The organism is Gluconacetobacter diazotrophicus PA1 5, from assembly GCF_000021325.1.
In the GTDB taxonomy this organism is placed as follows: domain Bacteria; phylum Pseudomonadota; class Alphaproteobacteria; order Acetobacterales; family Acetobacteraceae; genus Gluconacetobacter; species Gluconacetobacter diazotrophicus.
Genome location: NC_011365.1, coordinates 1,740,566 through 1,762,859 on the forward strand (window position 1 = coordinate 1,740,566; position 22,294 = coordinate 1,762,859).

Annotated in this window: 23 protein-coding genes; 5 read left to right on the plus strand and 18 right to left on the minus strand. The window is 65.3% G+C overall.

Annotated elements, in window-relative coordinates:
- Position 1 precedes the first annotated feature (1 nt).
- The 16 genes from GDIA_RS07800 to GDIA_RS07875 all read right to left on the minus strand — a co-directional run bounded on the left by GDIA_RS07800 (position 2) and on the right by GDIA_RS07875 (position 14,935).
- A complete protein-coding gene (locus GDIA_RS07800; protein WP_012222825.1) occupies positions 2-211 on the minus strand; it encodes a CCE_0567 family metalloprotein in 210 nt (69 codons plus the stop codon).
- 11 nt (positions 212-222) lie between these two features.
- Positions 223-684, minus strand: coding sequence for a NifX-associated nitrogen fixation protein (locus GDIA_RS07805; RefSeq protein WP_012553847.1), 462 nt, complete (start codon positions 682-684; stop codon positions 223-225).
- Between the two features lie 2 nt (positions 685-686).
- A complete protein-coding gene (nifX, locus tag GDIA_RS07810; protein WP_012222821.1) occupies positions 687-1,181 on the minus strand; it encodes a nitrogen fixation protein NifX in 495 nt (164 codons plus the stop codon).
- A complete protein-coding gene (nifN, locus tag GDIA_RS07815; protein WP_012222820.1) occupies positions 1,153-2,550 on the minus strand; it encodes a nitrogenase iron-molybdenum cofactor biosynthesis protein NifN in 1,398 nt (465 codons plus the stop codon). The genes nifX and nifN overlap by 29 nt, the downstream gene beginning before the upstream one ends.
- Before the next feature lie 11 nt (positions 2,551-2,561).
- Entirely contained in the window at positions 2,562-4,001 is a 1,440-nt protein-coding gene (gene nifE / locus GDIA_RS07820; protein WP_012553848.1) for a nitrogenase iron-molybdenum cofactor biosynthesis protein NifE, read from the minus strand.
- 70 nt (positions 4,002-4,071) lie between these two features.
- Positions 4,072-5,607, minus strand: a complete 1,536-nt coding sequence (nifK, locus tag GDIA_RS07825) for a nitrogenase molybdenum-iron protein subunit beta (protein ID WP_012222816.1) — start codon at positions 5,605-5,607, stop codon at positions 4,072-4,074.
- Between the two features lie 64 nt (positions 5,608-5,671).
- Positions 5,672-7,171 carry a nitrogenase molybdenum-iron protein alpha chain gene (gene nifD / locus GDIA_RS07830; protein ID WP_012222814.1) on the minus strand — a complete coding sequence of 500 codons (1,500 nt, stop codon included), beginning with the start codon at positions 7,169-7,171 and terminating at the stop codon, positions 5,672-5,674.
- A 65-nt stretch (positions 7,172-7,236) separates the two neighbouring features.
- Positions 7,237-8,133: a nitrogenase iron protein gene (nifH, locus tag GDIA_RS07835; protein ID WP_012222808.1), complete on the minus strand. Its 897-nt coding sequence runs from the start codon at positions 8,131-8,133 to the stop codon at positions 7,237-7,239.
- 248 nt (positions 8,134-8,381) lie between these two features.
- On the minus strand, positions 8,382-9,209 hold the full coding sequence (locus GDIA_RS07840; RefSeq protein WP_012553849.1) for an SIR2 family NAD-dependent protein deacylase: 828 nt from the start codon (positions 9,207-9,209) through the stop codon (positions 8,382-8,384).
- Positions 9,206-9,421, minus strand: a complete 216-nt coding sequence (gene nifT / locus GDIA_RS07845) for a putative nitrogen fixation protein NifT (protein ID WP_012553850.1) — start codon at positions 9,419-9,421, stop codon at positions 9,206-9,208. The genes GDIA_RS07840 and nifT overlap by 4 nt, the downstream gene beginning before the upstream one ends.
- The gene (locus GDIA_RS07850) at positions 9,418-9,696 is read right to left on the minus strand and encodes a nitrogen fixation protein NifZ (protein ID WP_012222801.1); all 279 of its coding nucleotides are present in this window, start codon (positions 9,694-9,696) and stop codon (positions 9,418-9,420) included. The genes nifT and GDIA_RS07850 overlap by 4 nt, the downstream gene beginning before the upstream one ends.
- On the minus strand, positions 9,680-10,471 hold the full coding sequence (locus tag GDIA_RS07855; RefSeq protein WP_244455124.1) for a 4Fe4S-binding leucine-rich repeat protein: 792 nt from the start codon (positions 10,469-10,471) through the stop codon (positions 9,680-9,682). Before GDIA_RS07855 ends, GDIA_RS07850 begins: the two co-directional genes overlap by 17 nt.
- A 58-nt stretch (positions 10,472-10,529) precedes the next feature.
- Positions 10,530-10,724, minus strand: coding sequence for a 4Fe-4S binding protein (locus GDIA_RS07860; RefSeq protein ID WP_012222797.1), 195 nt, complete (start codon positions 10,722-10,724; stop codon positions 10,530-10,532).
- A 36-nt stretch (positions 10,725-10,760) separates the two neighbouring features.
- Positions 10,761-12,233: a nitrogenase cofactor biosynthesis protein NifB gene (gene nifB, locus GDIA_RS07865; RefSeq protein WP_012222795.1), complete on the minus strand. Its 1,473-nt coding sequence runs from the start codon at positions 12,231-12,233 to the stop codon at positions 10,761-10,763.
- 155 nt (positions 12,234-12,388) lie between these two features.
- A complete protein-coding gene (gene nifA / locus GDIA_RS07870; protein ID WP_012553851.1) occupies positions 12,389-14,134 on the minus strand; it encodes a nif-specific transcriptional activator NifA in 1,746 nt (581 codons plus the stop codon).
- Positions 14,135-14,374: 240 nt separating this feature from the next.
- Positions 14,375-14,935 (minus strand): DUF2478 domain-containing protein, encoded by a 561-nt coding sequence (locus tag GDIA_RS07875; RefSeq protein ID WP_012553852.1) that lies wholly within the window; start codon positions 14,933-14,935, stop codon positions 14,375-14,377.
- A gap of 219 nt (positions 14,936-15,154) precedes the next feature.
- Here GDIA_RS07875 and modA point away from each other — a divergent pair, with 219 nt between their 5' ends.
- The 4 genes from modA to rpoN are packed head-to-tail and all read left to right on the plus strand — an operon-like array spanning position 15,155 to position 18,793.
- Positions 15,155-15,943, plus strand: coding sequence for a molybdate ABC transporter substrate-binding protein (gene modA / locus GDIA_RS07880; RefSeq protein WP_012553853.1), 789 nt, complete (start codon positions 15,155-15,157; stop codon positions 15,941-15,943).
- Positions 15,940-16,626, plus strand: a complete 687-nt coding sequence (modB, locus tag GDIA_RS07885) for a molybdate ABC transporter permease subunit (protein WP_012222786.1) — start codon at positions 15,940-15,942, stop codon at positions 16,624-16,626. The genes modA and modB overlap by 4 nt, the downstream gene beginning before the upstream one ends.
- A complete protein-coding gene (gene modC, locus GDIA_RS07890) occupies positions 16,623-17,387 on the plus strand; it encodes a molybdenum ABC transporter ATP-binding protein (RefSeq protein ID WP_012553854.1) in 765 nt (254 codons plus the stop codon). Before modB ends, modC begins: the two co-directional genes overlap by 4 nt.
- A gap of 5 nt (positions 17,388-17,392) precedes the next feature.
- Positions 17,393-18,793, plus strand: a complete 1,401-nt coding sequence (gene rpoN, locus GDIA_RS07895) for an RNA polymerase factor sigma-54 (protein ID WP_012553855.1) — start codon at positions 17,393-17,395, stop codon at positions 18,791-18,793.
- Positions 18,794-18,826: 33 nt separating this feature from the next.
- Here rpoN and GDIA_RS07900 read toward each other — a convergent pair whose 3' ends face one another.
- Together GDIA_RS07900 and GDIA_RS07905 are read right to left on the minus strand one after the other, a co-directional pair.
- Positions 18,827-20,185 carry an aminotransferase class III-fold pyridoxal phosphate-dependent enzyme gene (locus tag GDIA_RS07900; protein ID WP_012553856.1) on the minus strand — a complete coding sequence of 453 codons (1,359 nt, stop codon included), beginning with the start codon at positions 20,183-20,185 and terminating at the stop codon, positions 18,827-18,829.
- A gap of 171 nt (positions 20,186-20,356) precedes the next feature.
- A complete protein-coding gene (locus GDIA_RS07905; RefSeq protein WP_012222781.1) occupies positions 20,357-20,851 on the minus strand; it encodes an Lrp/AsnC family transcriptional regulator in 495 nt (164 codons plus the stop codon).
- Positions 20,852-21,129: 278 nt separating this feature from the next.
- On the opposite strand from GDIA_RS07905, the gene GDIA_RS07910 reads away from it, so the two are divergent.
- Positions 21,130-22,206: a tartrate dehydrogenase gene (locus GDIA_RS07910; protein ID WP_012553857.1), complete on the plus strand. Its 1,077-nt coding sequence runs from the start codon at positions 21,130-21,132 to the stop codon at positions 22,204-22,206.
- Positions 22,207-22,294: the final 88 nt, after the last annotated feature.

The window sequence follows — 22,294 nt, forward strand, 5'->3', positions numbered from 1 at the left end:
TCTATTCCTTCGTCGCGTCTTCGATCGCGGCCAGCGCCGCGCGTTTTTCGGTCAGTTCGGCAAAGGCCCGATGCGCCTGCGCGGCGATGTCGGGAATCGCCTGCCAGTTGACGGGCAGGTCCTCGGACAGATCGTGCAGATCCATCTTCGCCTTGGTGGCCCGGGCGGACAGCTTCTTCAGTTCCGCCTTCAGTTCCGCGATATCCGTCATGGTGCCCTCCGTCACGCCCGGGCCACTTCGGGAAACCGGTTGATTTCGGCCACCGCCGCATTCACGGCCTTCGCCCCTTCCGCCGCCAGGGCGGACAGGCTGTCGAAACCGAAGCGATGCACGTCGCGCAGGGTCTTCATGAAGACGACCAGCCGCCCGGTCGTCAGGATGACGCGACCGAATCCCTCATGGCTCATCTTCATCATCGGCGAGGCGATCAGCCCCGTCTCCTGCTCGATGGCGAGGCCGACGGCCTGGAAGAACGTCTCGACCCGCGCCAGCGTGTCGGGATCGGGGTCGCTGATCATCGGCATGGTCCGCCGCTCCTCCTTGCTGACGATATAATCGTCAAGGAGCATTTCATTCGTCTTGCGTTCCCAGGCCCCGTACATGTCCTCGGCACGGATCCGCCCGACCAGCGCCTTCATGAACGAGGTCGCCATCGGATCGTCAATCACACCGGCTTGCGACATCGTCAGTCCTCCTCATCCAGAAAATCCATCGAACGGGGTACGGCCGCCCCCATCACCTTGCGCAGCCAGGGCGGCGGGTTGCCCTTCATCATCGTCTGGACGCGTTCGATCACCGACGCGATGCTCTGCGGCGCGGGCAGCTTGACCGGGTGGATATGCGCGCCGACCACCTTCGCCGCCGCCGGACCGCCAATGGCCAGGACGAACAGCAGGTTGCATCCCGCCAGGGCATCGACCTTGGGGCCGATCCTGTCGTCGACGTCCACCTTGTGCGCGCCGGATTCGTCCGAGACGTCGTCGAACCCCACCGCCTCGACAAAATGGGCATCGTCCGGCGTCACGTCCCAGACCGCGAAGCGTCGGGCGGACCCGAAATGCGCGTTCAGCGCCTTCATGTCCTGGGTCGCGATCGCGATCCGCAGGCGCGGCACGACACCGGCGGCGGCACCGTCCCCGCCGGCTTCCGGTTCAATGAGCTGCAAGCGACGCGCTGTCATGCACTATCTCCTCGATCGTATGGGCGGACGGCACGTGGCCGAAATCGTCCGGCGTGTGCTCATGCATCTGGCCCAGGAACAGGTTGGCGACGCGGAAGATCAGGTCGCGCGTGCCGCGATATCCGATGGTCTGCGCGTGCGCGGTGCCCAGACGATCGAAAATGGGAAAGCCCACGCGCATCAGCGGAATGCCCAGGCGGTCGGCGGACTGACGGCCGTGACTGTGGGTGACCAGCAGATCGGCGCCCCCCGCCGCGTGGACCGCGTCTTCAAGATCCGTCAGGTCGCCCACGATGACGCTGTCCGCGGGAATGGAGTCCAGGTTCGGCGCATTGGACGTCGAGGCGACCGCGGCGACGATCCGTGCGCCCATTCCGGCAAAGAAGGCCGACAGGCCATACAGAAGATCGGGATCGGCGGCGATCGCGATGCGCTTGCCGCCGAAATGGAAATGACCGTCCAGCATCGCGTCCAGCAACTGGCTGCGCTGGCGGCGATAGCGCCCCGGCACCGCCCGGCCCGACAGGCGCGACAGCAGCGCCATCAGCCGGTCGTTGGCCGCAAGTCCCGTCAGGGTGGGAAACAGCGTGACCGGCACGCCGGTTACGCTGCCCAGCAGGTCGGCCGGCGCGCGCATATGCTCGCCGATGGCGATGGTGTGCACCGCGCGCGCCATCTGCGCCACTTCTTCCATCCGCGCGCCGCCCTGCGTGGTCGGGCACCAGTTCTCGGCCACATGACCGTCCAGCGATCCGGACAGGTCCGGCAGGATCACGGGATACAGGCCGAAGCTTTCGATCAGGTCCCGCAGCGCCTCGATGTCGGCCGGGGTCTGGTGCACGCCCGGCAGGACGTTGACCTGCTGGAACGACGTCACCGTCGGCGACCACGGGGCCACGACCGATTCGATGATCGCGCTGACGGCGGCCGCCCAGCCGTCCTCCAGCGCGCCGGCATAATCCGGGGTCGAGGCGAAGACGATCCGTGTATCCGCCAGTTCGGGCTGCCGCTGGAGGATCAGCTTCAGGTCGCCGGCATAATCCTCTCCCCTGGTCTCGACCAGTGCGGTCGAGGCGATGCCGATGAAGCGCGGCTTCATCCGCCGCTGCAAATTCAGCAGTGCCTCTTCCAAATTGCCCGCGGCCCCCAGGATGGTCGCGACCTCGTCCATCGCCGTGGTCTGCAGCGGGATCGCTTCCTTGTAATGGCGCACGGTCAGGACCAGCGCGAAGGACGTGCAGCCCTGCGAGCCATGGAACAGCGGCACCGCGCCGTCGATACCCAGATAGGCCAGCGCCGCGCCCAGCGGCGTCGAGGATTTCAGCGGATTGACGGACGCCGCCTTGCGCGGCTTCACGATGGTGGCCACGGACGAACTCCTCAGGACAAGGGGGTCAGGAACGGCGCGTCATCCAGGAACGCATCGGCATCGTCCTCCTCCCACGGGGCCGGGCGGCGGACATCCGCCCAGACCGGGTTGGACAGGGACCGATCCAGTTCACGCACCAGCGCCACCATGCCGTCATATCCGGCATAGGCCTGGTGCCGTTCCTGGTTGATATCCAGCCAGGGCACCCGGGCCTTCAGCGCCACGAACTGCGTCCGTCCGCCGGACAGCAGGATGTCCGCGTCGCCGCGCCGCAACTGGGCGTACATCTCCCGCGGCGGGATGGCGTCCACCATGTGGGCGTCGCCGCCCATCAGGTCCTTGATCTTCTGCTTGTCGTTATCGGTGGATTTCCGGACCGACGTGCCCACGACGACCATCCCGATCTCCTGCAGGGCGGAAACGATCGACCAGGATTTGACACCGCCGGTATAGAGCAGCACCCGCTTGCCCTCCAGCCGCGCGCGATAGGGGGCGATGGCCTCCCAGGCGCGGGCTTCCTCCTCCGCGATCAGGGCCTCGGCCCGGGCCGGCAGGTCGGCCGGCGCGCCACGGGCCACCAGCATCCCGGCGATGGCCCGCAGGGCGGCGGAGGTGTCCTCGATTCCGTAGAAAGATCCTTCAAAGTACGGAATGCCCCACCGTTCTTCCATCTTGCGCGCGACGTTGATCAGCGCGGTCGAGCACACCATCATGTTGACGCGCGACCGGTGCGCCGACGCAACCTCGCGATAGCGGGCATCGCCCGTCACGCAGGCATGGACCCGAATCCCCAGGGCCCGAAACAGCGGCAGGATCTGCCACAATTCGCCCGAAAGATTATATTCGCCAAGAATATTGATATCCGTGGGCGTGCTGATTTCGGGCTCCATCGTCCCGATCACATAATCCAGCAGCGCCTCGCCCGCCAGCTTGTTGCCCAGGTTCTTCCCGCCGACAAAGCCCGGGGCGTTGACCGGGATGCACGGCGTCGCCAGCTTCTGGCTGGCATGGGCGCAGACCGCGACGACATCATCGCCGGTCAGCGCCGGAACGCATGTGGAATAGACGAAGACCGCGGGTGGCGCATAGCGGGCGATGACGTCCTTGATGGCCTTGTACAGCCGCTTTTCGCCCAGCCCCATGACGATATCCATCTGCGACAGATCCGTCGTGGCGCCCAGGCGATACAGTTTCGGTCCGGAACTGGCGGCATGCCGGTTGTCCCAGCCATTGCCTTCGCAGGCCAGCGGACCATGGACCAGATGGACCGCATCCGTAATGGGCTGCAGCGCGATCTTCGCGCCGTCAAACGCGCACCCCCCCGCCGCCGCACCGGGCGTCAGCGGCTTGGAACACCCCTTCCTGCGCTCCTTTTCGCCCTTCGCCAGGTTCTTTTCACACCCTGGCTCGTTGAACAGTTCGGTAACCTTCGCCTTCAAAGCGTCGCTCATCGTCCTCTCCAACCCTCGGATCCGGCATCATGTAGGACGCCGGGCGGCACGGGACCGCCCGGCGTAGTGTTCAGCGCGTCAGGTCAAAGGAATAATCGGTGACGCCCGCCTGGATCGTATCGTCGTCAAGCTTGTCGAAGATCTTGTCCAGCAACGTCACCAGAACGCGCAGGGCGCCCTGATATCCCCAGACCGGGAAACGATGGTGATGATGCCGGTCGAAGATCGGGAACATCAGACGGATCAGCGGCGTGTCCGTATCGCGTTCCAGATACTTGCCATACGAATTGCCGATCAACAGGTCGACCTTTTCCGTCGCCAGCAGGGACCGCATATGCCACAGATCCTTGCCGCCCCACGCCTTGCACCCGACGCCGAACGGGGAACTGTCGAACAGTTCCTGCATCTGCGCTTCCCACGCCTTGCTGCCGTTGGTCGCCAGGCAGTGCTTCGGCTCGCCCCCGGTTTCCAGGATGAAGCGCGCCATGCCATAGACGAAATCGGGATCGCCGTAGATCGCGTACGTCTTGCCATGCAGGTAGGCCTGGCTGTCGGCCAGCGCGTCGACCAGGCGGCCACGCTCCATTTCCAGTTCCTGCGGAACCGGCTTGCCCGAAATCTCCGACAGTTTCTGCAGCAGGTCGTCCGTCGCCCCGATGCCCAGCGGGTAATGGAAGGACGCGGTCTTCTGCCCGAAGCTCTGGCAATATTCCAGCGTCTTCGGCGTGCAGTATTCCTGAAGCGAAATCGTGTAATCGGCGTTCACCGCATCACGCGCGGCCTCGATCTTCGTGCCGCCGTCATACATGCGGTACTCGCCATCCGACGGCGTATCGAACTGATCCGACACGTCGGACAGGATCGTGTACTGCACGCCCATCATGCCCAGGATGCGCTTCAGCTCGCGATTGTTGCCGACCGCGAAACCGTCGAACCCGGGGATGATGTTGACCGAACGGTTGGGGACCGGCGTCCTGCCCTTCCAGAAATGCTCCAGGATACCCTTGAGCATGTTGTCGTAGCCCGTCACGTGGCTGCCGACGAAGGCCGGGGTATGGGCGAACGGAACGTCAAATTCCTCGGGGACGGACCCCTTGCCCTTGGCCGTCTGGATGAAGGCGTGCAGATCGTCGCCGATGACCTCCGCCATGCAGGTCGTCGACACCGCGATCATCTTCGGGTCATACAGCTTGTAGGTATTCGCCAGCCCGTCCACCATGTTGTTCAGGCCGCCGAACACCGCCGCGTCTTCCGTCATGGACGACGACACGGCCGATGACGGCTCCTTGAAATGGCGGGAGAGATGCGAACGATAGTACGCGACGCATCCCTGCGAGCCGTGCACGAAGCTCATGGTGCGCTCGAAACCCGAGGCCACGAAGACGGCGCCCAGCGGCTGGCAGGCCTTGGCCGGATTGACCGACAGGGATTCGCGCGCGAAATTTTTCTCGCGGTACTCCCAGCTCTTGGTCCAGTCGGCGATCTCGACGACCTTGTCCGCCGGAGGCATGTTCTCCAGCTTCGCTTTCCCGGCCAGCATCTCCTGATATTCCGGTTCGCGGAACAACGGTGCGTGATCGAGAATCTTATCGACATTTTGAGGCATGATCTTACCCTCTGTCCTTTACCCACCCGCGTGCGCCATACGGCACGCCGGCTGCGTTATGGCCTCAGGCGGCGTTTTTCCACGGAGCCTTGAACATGCTCCAGACCGGATTATTGATGGCAAGATCCATGTCACGGGCGAAGATGGCGAAACCATCATAGCCATGATACGGGCCCGAATAATCCCATGAATGCATCTGACGGAACGGGATGCCCATCTTCTGCACGGGATATTTTTCCTTGATGCCCGATCCGACCAGGTCCGGACGGATGCCTTCGATGAACTTCTCCAGTTCATACCCGGTGACGTCGTCGTAGATCAGCGTGCCTTCCCTGACGTAGTGTCCAGTGCGCTGATAGTCGTCGTTGTGGCCGAATTCGTAGCCAGTGCCGACGATTTCCATGCCCAGGTCGTTATAGGCATTGACGACGTGGCGCGGACGCAGGCCGCCGACATACAGCATGACCTTCTTGCCCGCCAGGCGCGGACGGAACTTCTCGATCACCGCATCGACCAGGGGCTGGTATTTCGCGATGACGCGCTCGGCGCCTTCCTGGATCTTCTCGTCGAACAGGGCCGCGATCTTGCGCAGCGATGCCGCGATCTGCGACGGGCCGAAGAAGTTATATTCCGTCCAGGGAATATTGTACTTTTCTTCCATATGCCGGCAGATATAGTTCATCGAGCGATAGCAGTGAATCAGGTTCAGCTTCGCCTTGGGCGCGCGCTCGATTTCGGCCAGCGTCGCATCGCCGGACCAGTTGCCCACGACGCGCAGGCCCATTTCTTCCAGCAGGATGCGTGACGACCAGGCATCGCCGCCGATGTTGTAGTCACCGATGACGTTGACGTCATAAGGCGTCGTCTCGAACGCCGCGTGCTTGTCCTCGCCGTCGAACACCCAGTCCCGGATGGCATCATTGGCGATATGATGGCCCAGCGACTGCGAAACGCCGCGGAAGCCCTCGCACCGGACCGGCACGATGGTCTTGCCGATTTCCTTCTTCTTCTTGCGCGACACCGCCTCGATGTCGTCGCCGATCAGGCCGATCGGGCATTCGGACTGCACCGAAATTCCCTTGGCCAGCGGAAAGAGCTCATCGATTTCGTCGATGATCTTTTCCAGCTTCTTGTCACCGCCGAACACGATGTCCTTTTCCTGGAAATCGGACGTGAACTGCATGGTGACGAACGAGTCGACGCCGGTATTGCCTATATAGTAGTTGCGGCGCTGCGACCACGAATACTGTCCGCAGCCGACCGGGCCATGGCTGATATGGACCATGTCCTTGACCGGCCCCCAGACCACGCCCTTCGATCCGGCATAGGCGCAGCCGCGGATCGTCATGACGCCCGGCACGGACTTCACGTTCGACTTGACGTCGCATTCGCTCAGCATCACGCCTTCTTCGCCGGCGTCCTGCGCCTCGGCTTCGGCTTGGCCGGCGACGTTCAGATGCTTCTGCCGGCGCTTGCGGGCCTTGTCCGGGTATGCTTCCAGCACTTCCGCGATCAGGCGAGCGTGAAACGCGCTATCGTTGGTCTTGTCTTCATCCAGACTCATTTTCTGGTCCCCTTCGTGGAAGTGGGAAACAATGCCCGGCGGCTTGCCCGCCGGACATTCAGGCATCAGGCCAGCGCTGCCGCGGCCTTGGCCTCCTTGGCGGCCAGTTCGGCCAGGGCTTGTTCATCGGTCTTCATGATGCCGAACTCGAGCAGCATGTCTTCCAGCTCTTCCATCGTGATCGGCGTGGGCACCGTGCCCTGCCCGGAATTCGCATGGATCTTCTGCGCCAGCGTCCGGTATTCCCCGGCCTGCGCGGAATCCGGCGCGTACTCGATCACCGTCTGCTTGCGCAGTTCCGCATGCTGGACGATGTTGGCGCGCGGCACGAAATGCACCAGCTTGGAATTCAGCCGCTTGGCCAGCGCGTCCGCCAGATCGTATTCGCGGTCGGTCTGACGTTCGTTGCAGATCAGTCCACCCAGGCGCACGCCGCCGGAATGGGCGTATTTCAGAATGCCCTTGGCGATGTTGTTGGCCGCGTACAGGGCCATCATCTCGCCCGACATGACGATGTAGATTTCCTGGGCCTTGTTTTCGCGGATCGGCATGGCGAAGCCGCCGCAGACCACGTCGCCCAGCACGTCGTAGGAGACGTAGTCGACATCGTCATAGGCGCCGTTTTCCTCGAGGAAGTTGATCGAGGTGATCACGCCGCGTCCCGCGCAGCCGACCCCGGGCTCCGGCCCGCCGGATTCGACGCACTTGATGCCCTTGTAGCCGATCTTCAGCACGTCCTCGAGTTCCAGGTCCTCGACCGATCCGGCTTCCGCTGCCAGGCTCAGGACCGTATCCTGCGCCTTGGCGTTCAGGATCAGGCGGGTGGAATCCGCCTTCGGATCGCAGCCGACGATCAGGATCTTCTGGCCCATCTCGACCAGTGCGGCGAGGGTATTCTGGGAGGTCGTCGACTTGCCGATTCCTCCCTTTCCATAAAAGGCGATTTGGCGAAGCTTGCTCATGATGGCGTCCTGTTTTCCGATAGATCGCATCGCGCGGGCCGCCAGGCCCGACACACAGGACATCCGCAAACGCCATGCCACACGCCGGATCGGGGATCTTTTTCCTTTTTCCGCCATATCGGACATGATTCCGGCGGCTTTGTGCGAAGCCTGACAAAACCGCCAAACGTGCGGCACTCGCGCCAAACGCAGACCGCCCCGCATGCGGCATGCGGGGCGGTCCGTGAGGCCGGGTCCAGACGGCGAGGTCAGGCCGCCAGCAGCGCCGATACCGCCGGAAGCGGAACGCCGACCGGCTGGATGTGCATGTCGTCGAGAAAACGCCGTTCGTTCCGCGACAGCAGGGTCGTGTCGAGGACGGCATAATACGGACCGGCCGAGCGCTTCATGATCTGGCGTGCGTAGGTCCGCAGCATCTGGTCGTCGAACCGGCACCCCAGGAACAGGAAGCCGCAATCCGTCCGGCGCTTTCGGACAATGTCGGGTATCGGCGTCTGGATGTCGATTTCCGTCAGAACCTCGACATAGTCGGAATCCGCGATGATGTAGTTCCGCGCGGGCGTGACGGCGCCGTGCGGCTTATAGAGGATCGTGCGCCAGCCTTCGGCCTGGTCCATCGGCACTTCGGTCCCGTCGGCGTCGTAGGCGCGATACCATCGTGCCTCGCCGATCCCCGCACGCGTGATGCCCTGGATTTCGCCCCATTCGCCCGCGCCGCACTCCGTCAGCGCCGCCCGCATCGCGCCGTCGTACCATGTATCGACGATCAGCGGCGGGCGGAAGCCGGCCAGCATCCGGTGCAGGTCCCCCGGCGGCACGGGATCGGCGTAGGCCTGGTCCATCAGCGCCGTCAGGGTCGAACGATGGCGGTTGCTTTCTATATACTGCGCCGCGGCCCACGGGTTGCCGCGCGCGCGCTTCGGCAGCGCGACCCGCTTGCCCAGGAACGCGGCCAGATCGGCCGGGCTGGCGGGAACGGGCACGCCGTCGGCCATGGCGGTGACGCCCGGGCCCAGATACGGGGCCAGCCGGCCGGCGCGCAGGCCCGCCAGGATGTCGTCGATGACCGGCGTCATTCGGCACCCCCTTCAAGCCTGCGGGCATTCACCGTGATCGGCAGGCGCGTTTCGGCGTCCATCTCCGGCAGTTCCAGCACCCATCCGTTCTTCAGCCTGACCCATCCGCCCCACAATGCCTCGGATTGCTGGGCCACCACCGGCTCTTCCAGATCCTTGCGGGGGACGTAAACGGACAGGCCACGCGCGTCGCGCCGTATCATGACTTTCATTTCGGTGCCTCCGTTTCCATGTTCAACTCGCGCGCCCGCATGCCGACGACCGTACCCCGGTCGACGAATTCCACGGCATAGATGTAGTAGCGCTGCAAAAAGACGCCGACGTCGCGCACGTAGCCGATATCGCCCTTGTGTACCAGCATTTCGCCGATTTCCCGGCCGGCGAAGGTACCGTCGTTCTTGACGTAGCGCGTGGCGCGCACCTTCGTGCCCGGCATGAAGACCGGCTGCCCGCGGGTTTCGATCTCTTCCTCACGTCCCAGTCCCATCGGGATGCTCCTTTCCTGAATCCTCGGCCAGACGGTGCAGCACCAGTTCGCGAACGGGTGCCTCGGGATCGTCGCCGTACTGCGCCACGGCGTCGCGCGGCAGGCGTTCGATGGCGGTGAATCGCACGCGGACATCGTCATCCAGCGCCAGGATGGGCAGATGCCTGACATCGACGCGTCCCGCGACGATCTGGCGCACCGTTGCCTCCGGATCGTCGAGCATCAGCGACAGCCGTTCGGACGGCAGCCGCCGCGCGACCCAGCGCCGGACATCAGCGTCGTCGTCATCCACCGCCAGAACCAGGGCGTCGGGGGCCAGGCGCCGGACCACCATGACCCGGACGAACGCATCCGCATCGGCCAGAAGCGCCATCAGGGCGCGCCCTTCCAGCCGGCTGGCCAGTGCGACGCGTACGCGGCGGTCGGGATCGTCCGCCATGCGCCCGATGCGGGACTGCGGCAACCGCAGGACAGCGCCGACCCGGACCTCGGGCTCGGGATCGTCCAGGAGCGGCGTCAGGCGGAAGAGGGAGCAGTACCGCGCCGCGATCGCCCGGACTTCATCATAGGGATGGTCGAGGTAATCATCGGCCATCCCCGGATTATGCCGGAAAAAACGATCCACCCGCCGGGCCCGGCGATCGCGGACGCAACTGCGCCCGCGCCGGCAGCGCCCGTCGCGATGCATCGGCTCGTGCCGGCAGTCGCGGCAGCGGACGGGCTGGCCCTGCCAGTCCACGGCCTCGGCCGCGGACTCCGTGAAGGGTTCGTCCATGGACGGCGCGTTCATGTCGCCGCCGGGTGCGGGCTCCCTTACCACCCCACGATCGGCGTCAGGCAGGGACGCAGGTGTTGGGCACCGGGCACACCGACACGCATTGCGGGGTGTCGAACTGCCCCTCGCACTCCGTGCACTTCTTGGCGTTGATGACGTAAAGGTCGTTTTTCAGCGAGATCGCCCCGTTCGGGCATTCGAATTCACACGCACCGCAGACGGTGCACTGGGAGGTAACGATCCTGTAGGCCATGTCAGACTCCTGATTTCTGAAAAAATGTTGCCGTCTTCACGCAGTTTGACGGATTTCCGTACCGAGGGACGCGGCGTACCATCCGGTGATTCCGGCCTCGATCCAGTCATGGGCGTATTCGTCGCTGACCACGATGCCCGCCGCGCGCATCGCATCGCGCGGGCAGTCCCCGACCTTGGCGCACAGCACGGCATCCACGCCTTCCAGCGTGGCGATGATACCGTCCAGCGTCGCGTCCTCGCCCCAGCCGCCTTCGCAATAGGTCTCGCTCTTGCGGTGCCCGACGAAGGAAATGCCCGACGCCCCGACCTCGTAGACCTGGAATTCCCGGGCATGGCCGAAATGCTGGTTGATGCGGCCGCCGCCCTTGGTCGCCACGGCGACCAGGACCGGCGCTTCGGACGTCATGTCGGCCAGGGCGGCGTCGGCGGCCCTGCGCTGGTTCATGTGTTCGCCACGCTCCTGCGCCACGACCTCGCGGTAGGTTTCGCGCAGCGATGGGTCGTAGGTGACCTCCTCGGCCACCTGGTCCATGGTGAATTCCTGCCCGCGATCCTCGCCCAGCAGTCCCACCGCGTCGGCGCGGCACTGGCGGCAATGGCGCATCAGCTTCGTACCGTCCGACAGGCGGTCCTGCAACGCCTTCAGTTCCGCGGCCCTGGGTCCACGCTGGCCCGTCAGTCCGAAATGCGTGCCATGCGCGGGATCGGAAATCAGCGGCATGATATTGTGCAGGAAGGCACCCTTGCCTTTGACGACCCGGTTCACCTCGATCAGGTGTTCGTCATTGATCCCGGGGATCATGACGGAATTGACCTTCACCAGAATGTTGCGCGCCACCAGCATTTCCAGCCCCAGCATCTGGCGTTCATGCAGGATCCGAGATGCCTCCAGCCCGGTCCAGCGGCGGTTCTGGTAAAAGATCCACGGATAGATCTTCGTACCGATCTCGGGATCGACCATGTTGATGGTGATCGTGACGTGGTCGATATTCATCCGTGCGATCTCATCGACGCGGTCCGGAAGCGACAGGCCGTTGGTCGACAGGCACAATTTGACATCGGGAATGTCGTTCGCGATCAGTTCGAACGTTTCGCGTGTCTTCTTCCAGTCGTAACAGGCATCGCCTGGACCCGCGATGCCCAGGACCGAAAACTGCGGCACCGAGTTGGCGACCGAAATCACCTTGCGCCGCGCCTGCACCGGCGTCAGCTTTTCCGACACCACCCCCGGGCGGCTTTCGTTCGCGCAGTCATATTTGCGGTTGCAGTAATTGCACTGGATGTTGCACGCCGGCGCCACCGCCACATGCATGCGGGCGAAATAATGGTGCGCTTCTTCCGAATAACAGGGATGGTCCTTGACCTTTTCCCAGATTTCCGGGGCCATGTCGGCCGGCCCCTCGGAACTGCCGCAACTGGATGATGAACACCCGCCCTCTTCCAGGGCCGACCGCATCTGCTCGACCCCTCCCGTCGCAAGCGTATCCAGACTGATAAGCTGTGCCATCGGCCACTCCCCGGACTGACTTTTGCCGTCAGGTCCGACGCAAGACCCATGCCAACGCCAACCGTGTGTCCTGTCATGGCCTGCCGCCACGCGGGTGACAGGAATGTCTCATGTCCGACAATCGCGACATCCGAGAGCCAGACAGGCTTTGGACGTCAGAATTTCTTGATGGAAATCCCGTTCTTGCGCAGGGCATAGCCGATCTGACGGGGTGTCAGGCCCAGAATCCGCGCTGCCTTGGCCTGCACCCAGCCGGCGGTTTCCATGGCTTCGAGCAGTTCGTCGCGCTGGGGGCTCCATTCCCCCTGCGCGGCCGAACACACGGCCGAGGACGGGCACGTCGCCGGGTCGGGCGCGGCCGAGGACTGGGGCGAAGACTGGGACGAAGACCGGGGCGCCGGAAGAACGGGCAGTTCCGTCGCCGCGCCGGTGTCCCCGGCCACATCGGATGCCGCCGGATGGCGGCCCGGACCCGGGGCGGGTGCGGCCGGCCGCCAGAAGATCGAGGACAGGCAGCCGTCGCTGCGACAGGCAAAGTCGGCCGCGCCGATGGTCTGCCCCGGCGCCAGCGTCGCGGTGCGCCGGATGCAGTTTTCCAGTTCGCGTACGTTGCCCGGAAAATAACAGGTTGTCAGGACGTCCATGCCGTCGGACGCGATGGTCAGCGACGTCCGGTTGGTTTCGTTGAACCGCCGCAGGAATTCATTGGCCAGCATGGGAATATCCGTCGGGCGATCCCGCAGCGGCGGCAGGAAGATCGGAATGACGCTCAGCCGGTAATAGAGGTCGGCGCGAAAGCGGCCCTTGCTGACCGCTTCCTCCAGATTGCGATTTGTCGCCGTCACCACGCGCACGTCGACCTTCAGCGTCCTGGTGCCGCCCACGCGTTCGAACTCGCCCTCCTGCAGCACCCGCAGCAGCTTGGCCTGGAAACTGGGCGAGATCTCGCCGATCTCGTCCATGAACAGGGTGCCGCCATCGGCCAGTTCGAACCGGCCCTTGCGCTGGCCGATCGCGCCGGTAAAGGCGCCCTTTTCATGCCCGAACAGTTCGGATTCCAGAACGCTTTCCGGCAGGGCAGCGCAGTTCAGCTTGACGAACGGCTTGCGATGCCGGGGCGAGGCCTGGTGGATCGCCTGGGCGAACAATTCCTTGCCCGTGCCCGATTCACCGCGCAACAGGACGGTGACGTCGCTTCTGGCGACGATTTCGACCTTCTGCAGAACGGCCCGCAGCGCTGGACTGTCGCCGACGATCCCCATATATCCGCCGCCATCGGCAACCGGCGCCGCAGGCTGGGCGAGGCCGCTGTCGTGCAGCAGGTTTTCCCGGTCCCGCTGCACCAGCCGATGCAGGCGCACCATCTGCCCCATCAGCCCCGCCACCATCGACAGGAGGCAGACATCCATGCTGCCGACGACCGATTCCTCCGGAATGGCCGGGCGATCGAGCAGCATGACACCCACCAGCCTGTCGCGGCTGAGGATCGGCACGCCGATCACGCCGATGCGCCCCGCCCCCACCGTCCAGGCCTGCGACGTCGCGAAGCCATAGCGCGTGTCACCCGTTACGTCGGGCACCAGCAGCGGCTGGCGGCTGACGGCGATCTGTCCCACCGCCTGTTCGGGAATCGAATCGAAATAGCGCCGGGCGGCGGCGTCATCGGCCTCGGTGCCGATGATGGTCTCCACATTGCCCGCCGCGTCGAACAGCGCGACGACGGCATTGTTCAGGTCGACGAAGCTTTCCAGAACGGCCAGGACATTCCTGATGATTCCGACGGTCTCCGTCGGCGCGCACAGGATTTTCGATATCTCGTGAAGGCCGAACAAGGCGCGTTCAGCCCAGGTCGAATGGCCTTCCCCGCTGACGGGGCGAAAGGGAACGGTATCCGTAGGCATCTACTTGCCTCCTCCACCTCACCAGCCGTATCCGGAATATGTCAGGATCATGACATCCCGGATGGACAGTGACAACCTACGTTTCAGGTCCGAAGCAAATGGTGGAACAAAATGATGTCGCAAACCAGATTTTTCTGACCCCCCAATACATGGGGTCATCCATGGTTTTTCAGACTTTTACGCCTCATGACTATATACGGCCGGGAATAGACGTCGGTTTTTCTTTCCCGCGCGCCTCCCTCACGGGGCCGTCGCCACGAATTCCCGCCCCCCGCTTCCGCCCATGGGGACCTGGCGCCGTGCCCAATCCAGCAGGCTGCGCGTGGTGGACGGCAGGACATGCGCGTCCTGGCCGATGAAACGGCGCCACGCCTGCAGATGCGCCGCGCCGACGACGACGACGATCGGGATGTTCTCGCACACGGCCTGGGCAATGTCCTCGCGCAGGCCGCCACCCTCGGCCTCGCGCACTCCAAAGCGGTTCACGAACAGGATGTCGGGCCGGGCGCGGATATGCGCCCGCAATGTCATGGACAGGACGGCCATGGCCTCCATATCCAGGGTACAGGCCACCGCCCCCGGCCCCCGATAGCGGTCCAGCCGGATCCGTCCACCGTCACGCAGATCCTCGACATACATCTCGTGGCGGCCGTCCGGTCGCAACGGTCCGCGCCGCTGCACGAAGCCCCCCACCCGCATTCCCCAGGACCGCAGGACGGCGACGGCGTCCGACAGTCGGGTCTCGGTGGCCTGGGGGCTGTCATGAAGAAGCGTGGCGATGGAAAATTCGCGCCCGGTCATCGTCTGTGCCCCTTTTGTACGTCGGCGCATGCTGCACCTGACTCCACATCAACGGAATTTTACGCAATATTTATGCCATCCGCCGGGAATGATGTGTCGCCAAGCGGCCCGCGCGCGTTATGCCCGGCCACAATCCGGGCTCTGGCACGTTTCTTGCTTCCATCGCCCCGAGACCAGGAATTACCGTGTCCGACGAAGCCCGCGTGCAAGGAGCCCACCATGCCGACATGCCGTCCGATCCTGTCATGCCTTGCCGTCGCCATCGCTTTCTGCATCCCGCACGGTGCCCGCGCCGAACCGCTGCGGCTGGCCGTCGCGGCGAATTTCGCCGGCACGGCGCACATCCTGGCCGACGCCTATACGGCCCGTGGCGGCGAACGCCCCACCGTCAGTTCGGGTTCCAGCGGGCAACTGGCCACGCAAATCACCCAGGGCGCGCCGTTCGATCTCTTCCTGAGTGCCGATGCGGAGCGCCCGCGGGACCTGGTCGCGCAGGGCCTGGCGGACCCCGCGTCGCGCACGACCTATGCGATCGGGCAACTGGTCCTGTGGCAGCCGGACGGGGCCGCGCCCCCGCATGCCGCCCCGCTGGGGGCCGCGACCCTGGCCGCGAACGGCTTCACCCGCCTGGCGATCTGCAACCCGCAGACCGCACCGTACGGCGCAGCCTCGATCCAGGCCCTGCACGCACTGGGCGTCTACGACACGGTGTCGAATAAACTGGTCGTCGCGAATTCGGTCGCGCAGGCCCTGCAGTTTGCCCGAAGCGGCAATGCCGAACTGGCCTTTGTCGCACTGGCCCAGGTGCATGACGGCCATGGAGGAGCCTACTGGCTGGTACCGCAGAAGCTCTATGCCCCCATCGTACAGGACGCCGTCGTGCTGTCGCACGCCCCGCACCCGGGGGAAGCCCACGCCTTCATGACGTTCCTGCAGGGTCCCCAGGCCAGGAAGCTGATCGAAGCGGCCGGATACGTGGTGCCCGCGACGGCCGGTACCGCACCATGAGCGCAATGGCGCCCGATGTGCAGCAGGCGGCATGGCTGACCATTCGCCTGGCACTGACGACAACGCTGTTCCTGATGATCGTCAGCCTGCCGCTGGCGTGGTGGCTGGCACGGCCGGGTCCCTGGTGGAAACCGGTCCTGGGGGCGATCATCTCGCTGCCGCTGGTCCTGCCGCCCAGCGTGCTGGGATATTATTTCCTGATCGCCTTCGGCCCGTCCGGTCCCGGCGGATGGGTGGCGCGCCTGTGGGGCGGCCGCACGCTGGCCTTCAGCTTTCCGGGGCTGGTCGTCGGCTCGCTGCTCTATGTCCTGCCCTTCGCGGTGCAGCCCATCCAGAACGCATTCCGTGCCATCGGCCGCCGCCCGATCGAGGTCGCGGCCACGCTGGGGGCCTCGCCCTGGCGGACATTCTGGACGGTCGCCGTGCCCCTGGCATGGCCGGGTATCGTGACGGCCGCCGTCCTCGGCTTCGCCCATTCGGTGGGGGAATTCGGCATCGTGCTCATGATCGGCGGCGATATTCCGGGGCGTACGCGGGTCCTGTCGGTCGCGCTGTACGACTATGTCGAAAACGCGCGCTGGCATGACGCCAACATGATCGCCTGCGGCATGGTGCTGTTCTCGTTCATCGTGATCGTGCTTCTGTCGGCCCTGCGCGGCGAAATCAGGAGGACTGACGCGTGACCGATTCCTCCCTTCTGCGGGTCGCCTTTCAGGGACGGGCCGGAACGTTCGGGTACGATTTCGCGCTGGACGCACCGGCACAGGGCGTTACCGCGCTGTTCGGCCCCTCGGGCTGCGGCAAGAGCACGATCCTGCGCTGCATCGCCGGACTGGACCGGCCCGCCGCGGGGTATTGCGCGCTGGGCGATACGGTCTGGCAGGATGCGAAACGGTTCGTGCCGGCGTGGCGGCGGCCGATCGGGTATGTGTTCCAGGAACCCTCCCTGTTTCCGCATCTGTCCGTGCGCGGCAACCTGCTGTATGGCGCCGGCGTGCGCAGCCTGCGCCGCCTGCCGCCGGACCTGGCGGATATCATCGCCATGCTGGAACTGGAAACCTTGCTGGAGCGCGGGGTGGCGCACCTGTCGGGCGGCGAGCGGCAGCGCGTGGCGATCGGGCGGGCCCTGCTGCGCCGGCCGGCCCTGCTGCTGATGGACGAACCGCTTTCGGCACTGGACAGCGCGCGGAAGAACGAAATCCTGCCATTCCTGCAGATGCTGCACCGGCAGATACGCGTCCCCATCCTGTACGTATCGCACGATATCGGGGAAATCGCCTCTCTCGCCGACCACGTCGTGCTGCTGGCACCCGGACGGGTGGTCGAGTCCGGGCCATGGGCCGACATGGCGGACCGGCTGGACAACCGCCGGGGGTATCGCCCGGATCACACCCTGCCTGATGCCGCCGCGACGGATTGTCGCGCGGCCAGATCGGAAGGATGACGCCGATGTCGGCCCAGCCCCGTCAGGAATTCAAGCAGAACCAGGGACTGTTCATGAGCGCGCGCATGCGCCAGTCCATCCAGATCCTGCAATTGTCCAATGCCGAGCTCCATGAATTCCTGGACGCGGAGGTCGAGAAGAATCCGCTTCTGGAGCGCGATCCGACCACCTCCGCCCCCCTGGCGGAGAGGCCCGGCCTTGCCGCGCCGCCGCCCATGATGCGCGCGCCCGGCGCGACGGGGGATGCCGGGCGCTGGACGTCCGACAGCGGCCTGGATGATGACGGGACGGGGCGCCTGGCCGAATCCGCCCCGGCGTTGCGCGACGTGATGTTCGAACAACTGGTTCTGTCCGGCTGCACGACGACGGAGCGGGAAATCGGCGCGCACCTGATCGCCGCACTCGATCCGGCGGGACGGCTGGCCGGCGGCGCCACCGACGACATCGCCGCCACGTTGCAGGTCACGCTGCGGGACGTCGAGGCCATCCGGCAGCGCATGATGCGTTTCGACCCGCCCGGCCTGTTCGCCACGTCGCTTCGGGAATGCCTGGCGGCCCAGTTGCAGGAACGCAACCGTTTCGACCCGGCCATGGCGCGCCTGCTGGACAATCTGGACCTTCTGGCCCGGCACGACCTGAAGCGCCTGCGCCAGGCCTGCGACGTCAGCGCCACGGACCTGGAGGACATGATTGCCGAATTACGCACACTCGACCCCAAGCCCGGGGCGGAACATGGCAGCACCCTGACCGTCATCGTCCCGGACATCCTGATGGAGCAGACGGCCGAGGGCGGATGGACGCTGGAGCTGAACCCCGAGAGCACCCCCCGTGTCGTGCTGAACAGCGCGCTGAGCACCCGCATGTCGCTGCGCGCCCATGGGGCGGAGCGGACATACCTGAATGACACTCTGACCAGCGCGAACTGGCTGATCCGCGCGCTGCAGCAGCGCAGCATGACCATCCTGCGCGTCTCGACCGAGATCCTGCGCCGACAGGAGGATTTCCTGCAGCACGGTCCGCAGGCCCTGCAGCCGCTCAACCTCCGGACGGTCGCCGAGGCGCTGAACATTCACGAAAGCACGGTCAGCCGCGTGACGGCGAACAAGTACGTCGCGACCCCGCGCGGCGTGCTGCCGCTGAAATTCTTCTTCGTGGCGGCCATGACCGGAAATGACGGCGAAATCCGCAGCAACGTTGCGATCCAGAGCGTGATCCGGCGCATGATCCAGGGCGAACGCCCCGATGCCGTCCTGTCCGACGAGGCGATTTCCCTGACCCTGCGCCGGCAGGGCATCGACATCGCACGCCGCACGGTCGCGAAATATCGCGAGGCGATGGGCTTTCCCAATTCCCTCCAGCGGCTTCAGCGCGCCGCCGAGACCGCCTCGCCCCCCAACCGGCGATAGGCGCCGGAGCGGAGGCGGGGCGGGAACCGGATTCTATCCGATGAGCGGAAGCAGGCCGTCGATGACGCGATGAAGGCGGTCGCAGAGCACGTCGATTTCCTCGATCGTGCAGCACAGCGGCGGGGCGAGGCCGATGATGTCGTCACCGAAGGCGCGGAAGAGAATCCCAGCCTCGTACCCGGCCTTGGACAGCCGGGCCGCGACCTGGAGGTCCGGTTCCGGCTTGCGCTTGGTCGCCTTGTCGGACACCAGTTCGATCCCGGCCAGCATGCCGCTGATCCGGACATCGCCGACCAGGGGATGGTCGGACAGCGCGGCCAGGCGGGTGGCGAGATGGGCGCCGGCCCGAAGTCCGTTGTCCAGCATGCCGCCCTCGTACAGGTCCAGGACCGCGAGGCCGATCGCGGCACTGACGGGATGGGCGCTGTAGGTCATGCCGTGCCCGACGGGAATGCCGGCGGGCGTGTTGTCGCGGATGGTCGCGTAGATGGCGTCGGACATGAAGACCGCGCCCATCGGGGCGTAGCCGGAGGTCAGGCCCTTGGCGACGGTCATCATGTCGGGGACGACCTGCTCGGTCTCGCAGGCGAAGAGCGGGCCGGTCCGGCCGAACCCGGTGATGACCTCGTCCGCGACGAACAGGATGTCGAGTTCGGCGCAGGTGCGCCGCATCGCGGCCAGCCAGCCGCGCGGCGGCACGATCACGCCGCCAGACCCCTGCACCGGCTCGCAGAAGAAGGCCGCGACCTGGTCGGCGCCCAGTTCGTCGACCTTGCGCCGCAGGGCCGCGACCGATTCCGCGATGATCGTCGCCGCCTGGCCGTCCCCCGCGTGGCGGTAGGGATAGGGGCTGGGAATATGATGCTGCCACGCCAGCGGCACATCCGCGTCGCGATGGAAGGCGGCCAGCGCGGTCAGGCCCGCGCCGGTGTAGGTCGAGCCGTGATAGCCGCGCGACAGGCCGATGACGTGCCGCTTCTGCGGCGTGCCGCGCGCATGCTGGTAGAAGCGGATGAAGCGCAGGGCGCTGTCCACCGCGTCCGATCCGCCCTGGGAAAAGAAGACGCGGTTCAGGTCGCCGGGCGTCCGGGCCGCGAGGCGGCCGGCGAGTTCGATCGCCGCCTCGCTGGCGAAACCGAAATAGCCGGTGGCATAGGGCAGGCGCGCCATCTGTTCGGCGGCGGCATCGACCACGCTCTGGCAGCCATAGCCGACATTGACGCACCACAGGCCGGAAAACCCGTCCAGCAGTTCGCGGCCATGGATGTCGGTGACCCAGGCGCCCTTGCCCGAGCGCAGGATGCGGGCCCCGGCTGCCTCGTGATCCCGCCAGGACGAGACCGGATGGATGAGATGATCCCGGTCGGTCCGGAGAAGTGCTTCTACGTTCATGTCGCGATCGATCCCGGCTGTTTCGTCGTCGGTAGGTCTGGAAGGGCGATTCACCCGATCCGGAACCGGATTGTGCCCAGGCGACACAGACGATGTGGCGGGAAATCCGCCCGGCGGGAAAAGATCCTGCCGTTTCGCCCCCGGGATCAGCCGGATCGGCCGATCCGGCCTTCAGGTCCCGGAGTCTATGATGCTCTCGATCGAGATGGCCGGCTTGATGATCGGCGACTTGATCACGATGTAGCTGAAATATTTCTCGATGCCGATATTGCTGTCCAGCAGCGCCTCGATCACGCCCTGGTAATGCTCGACGCTGCGGGTCATGAATTTCAGCAGGTAGTCGTACCCGCCGCTGACCAGGTGGCATTCCACGACCGAGGGAATTTTCTGGATATGGCCCTCGAATCGCGAAAAATCGTCGCGGCGGTGGTCGGACAGCGTGACCTCGGTGAACACGGTCAGCAGGCTGCTGATCTTCTGCAGGTTGATCTGCGCCCCGTAGCTGACGATGTATCCGCTCTTCTCCAGCCGCTTGACGCGGATCAGGCAGGGACTGGCCGACAGCCCGACCCGGCGCGCCAGTTCGACATTCGTCAGGCGCCCGTTGCTTTGGAGCTGTGCCAGGATACGCAGGTCGATCCGGTCGAGCTTGGGCAATGGCAGCATGATTCCGTCACCTTGTTCCAACTATACGCCAGACGCGCCGCCGTCCCGCACAACCGCCCCCGACCGGGCCGAACGCCATGCCCCACGCGGCGTTCGATCGGCATGGATGCGATGTCGATCATCATCCGGCCGGCGCGGAATATGTCGGCCAAAAACCCGGCCGGGAAAGCATAAGCTGCCATTTCGGTTGCAACTACGCAACATCATGGTCCCGGCGCCCCGCCCCCTTCCCCTACACTGAACGGCGCATCCGTGGACCAATCGGAGGACACACGATCATGACACAGCATACCATCGCCGTCCTGCCGGGCGACGGAATCGGCCGGGAGGTGATGCCCGAGGCCCTGAAGGTTCTGCACCGGGTGGGACAGATCTTCGATATCGGGTTCCGTTTCTCGCATCTCGACTGGAGTTGCGAGACCTGGCTGGCCACCGGTAGCATGATGCCGCCGGACGGCATGGACCGCCTGTCACAGCACGATGCGATCCTGCTGGGCGCCGTGGGCTATCCCACCGTGCCCGATCATATCTCGCTGTGGGGGATGCTGATCCCGATCCGGCGGGAATTCGACCAGTACGTGAACCTGCGCCCCGTGCGGCTGCTGCCCGGCATCCCGTGCCCGCTGGCCGGGCGTGCGCCGGGCGACATCGATTTCTGGATCGTGCGCGAAAACACCGAAGGCGAATACTCGCAGATCGGCGGCCGCTTCGCCGAGGGCAGCGAGGCGGAAGGCGTGGCGCAGACCGCGATCTTCACCCGCCGGGGGACGGACCGCATCATGCGCTATGCCTTCGACCTGGCAACCCGCCTGGGCCGCCCGCATGTCTCCTCCGCCACCAAGTCGAACGGGCTGTTCCATTCCATGCCCTACTGGGATGAGCGGTTCGAGAAGATGGCCGCCGAATATCCCGATATCCGGACCGACAGCCACCATATCGACATCCTGGCCGCGCGGTTCGTCATGCATCCCGACCGCTTCGACGTCGTCGTCGGCAGCAACCTGTTCGGCGATATCCTGTCCGATCTGGGCCCGGGCGTGACCGGGACGATCGCGGTGGCCCCCTCGGCGAACATCAATCCGGAAAAGCGCTTTCCGTCGATGTTCGAACCGGTCCACGGCTCGGCGCCGGATATCGCCGGGCGTGCCATCGCAAACCCGATCGGGCAGGTCTGGGCGGCGTCGATGATGCTGGACCATCTGGGCGAGGGCGAGGCCGCGGCGCTGGTGCTGCGCGCCATCGAACACATGACGGCCGACCCGTCGGCCCTGGTGCGCACCGCCGATATCGGCGGCCACGCCAGCACGTCGGCCTGCGGCGACGCGATCGTGGCGGCGCTGGACCGGATCGCCTGACCGTCCGCCTGCGGGGCAGGATTCGACTCCTCCCGAATCCTGCCCCGCAACCGCAGCTTCTTCTGTCTCTCGATGCAAAATCGATACG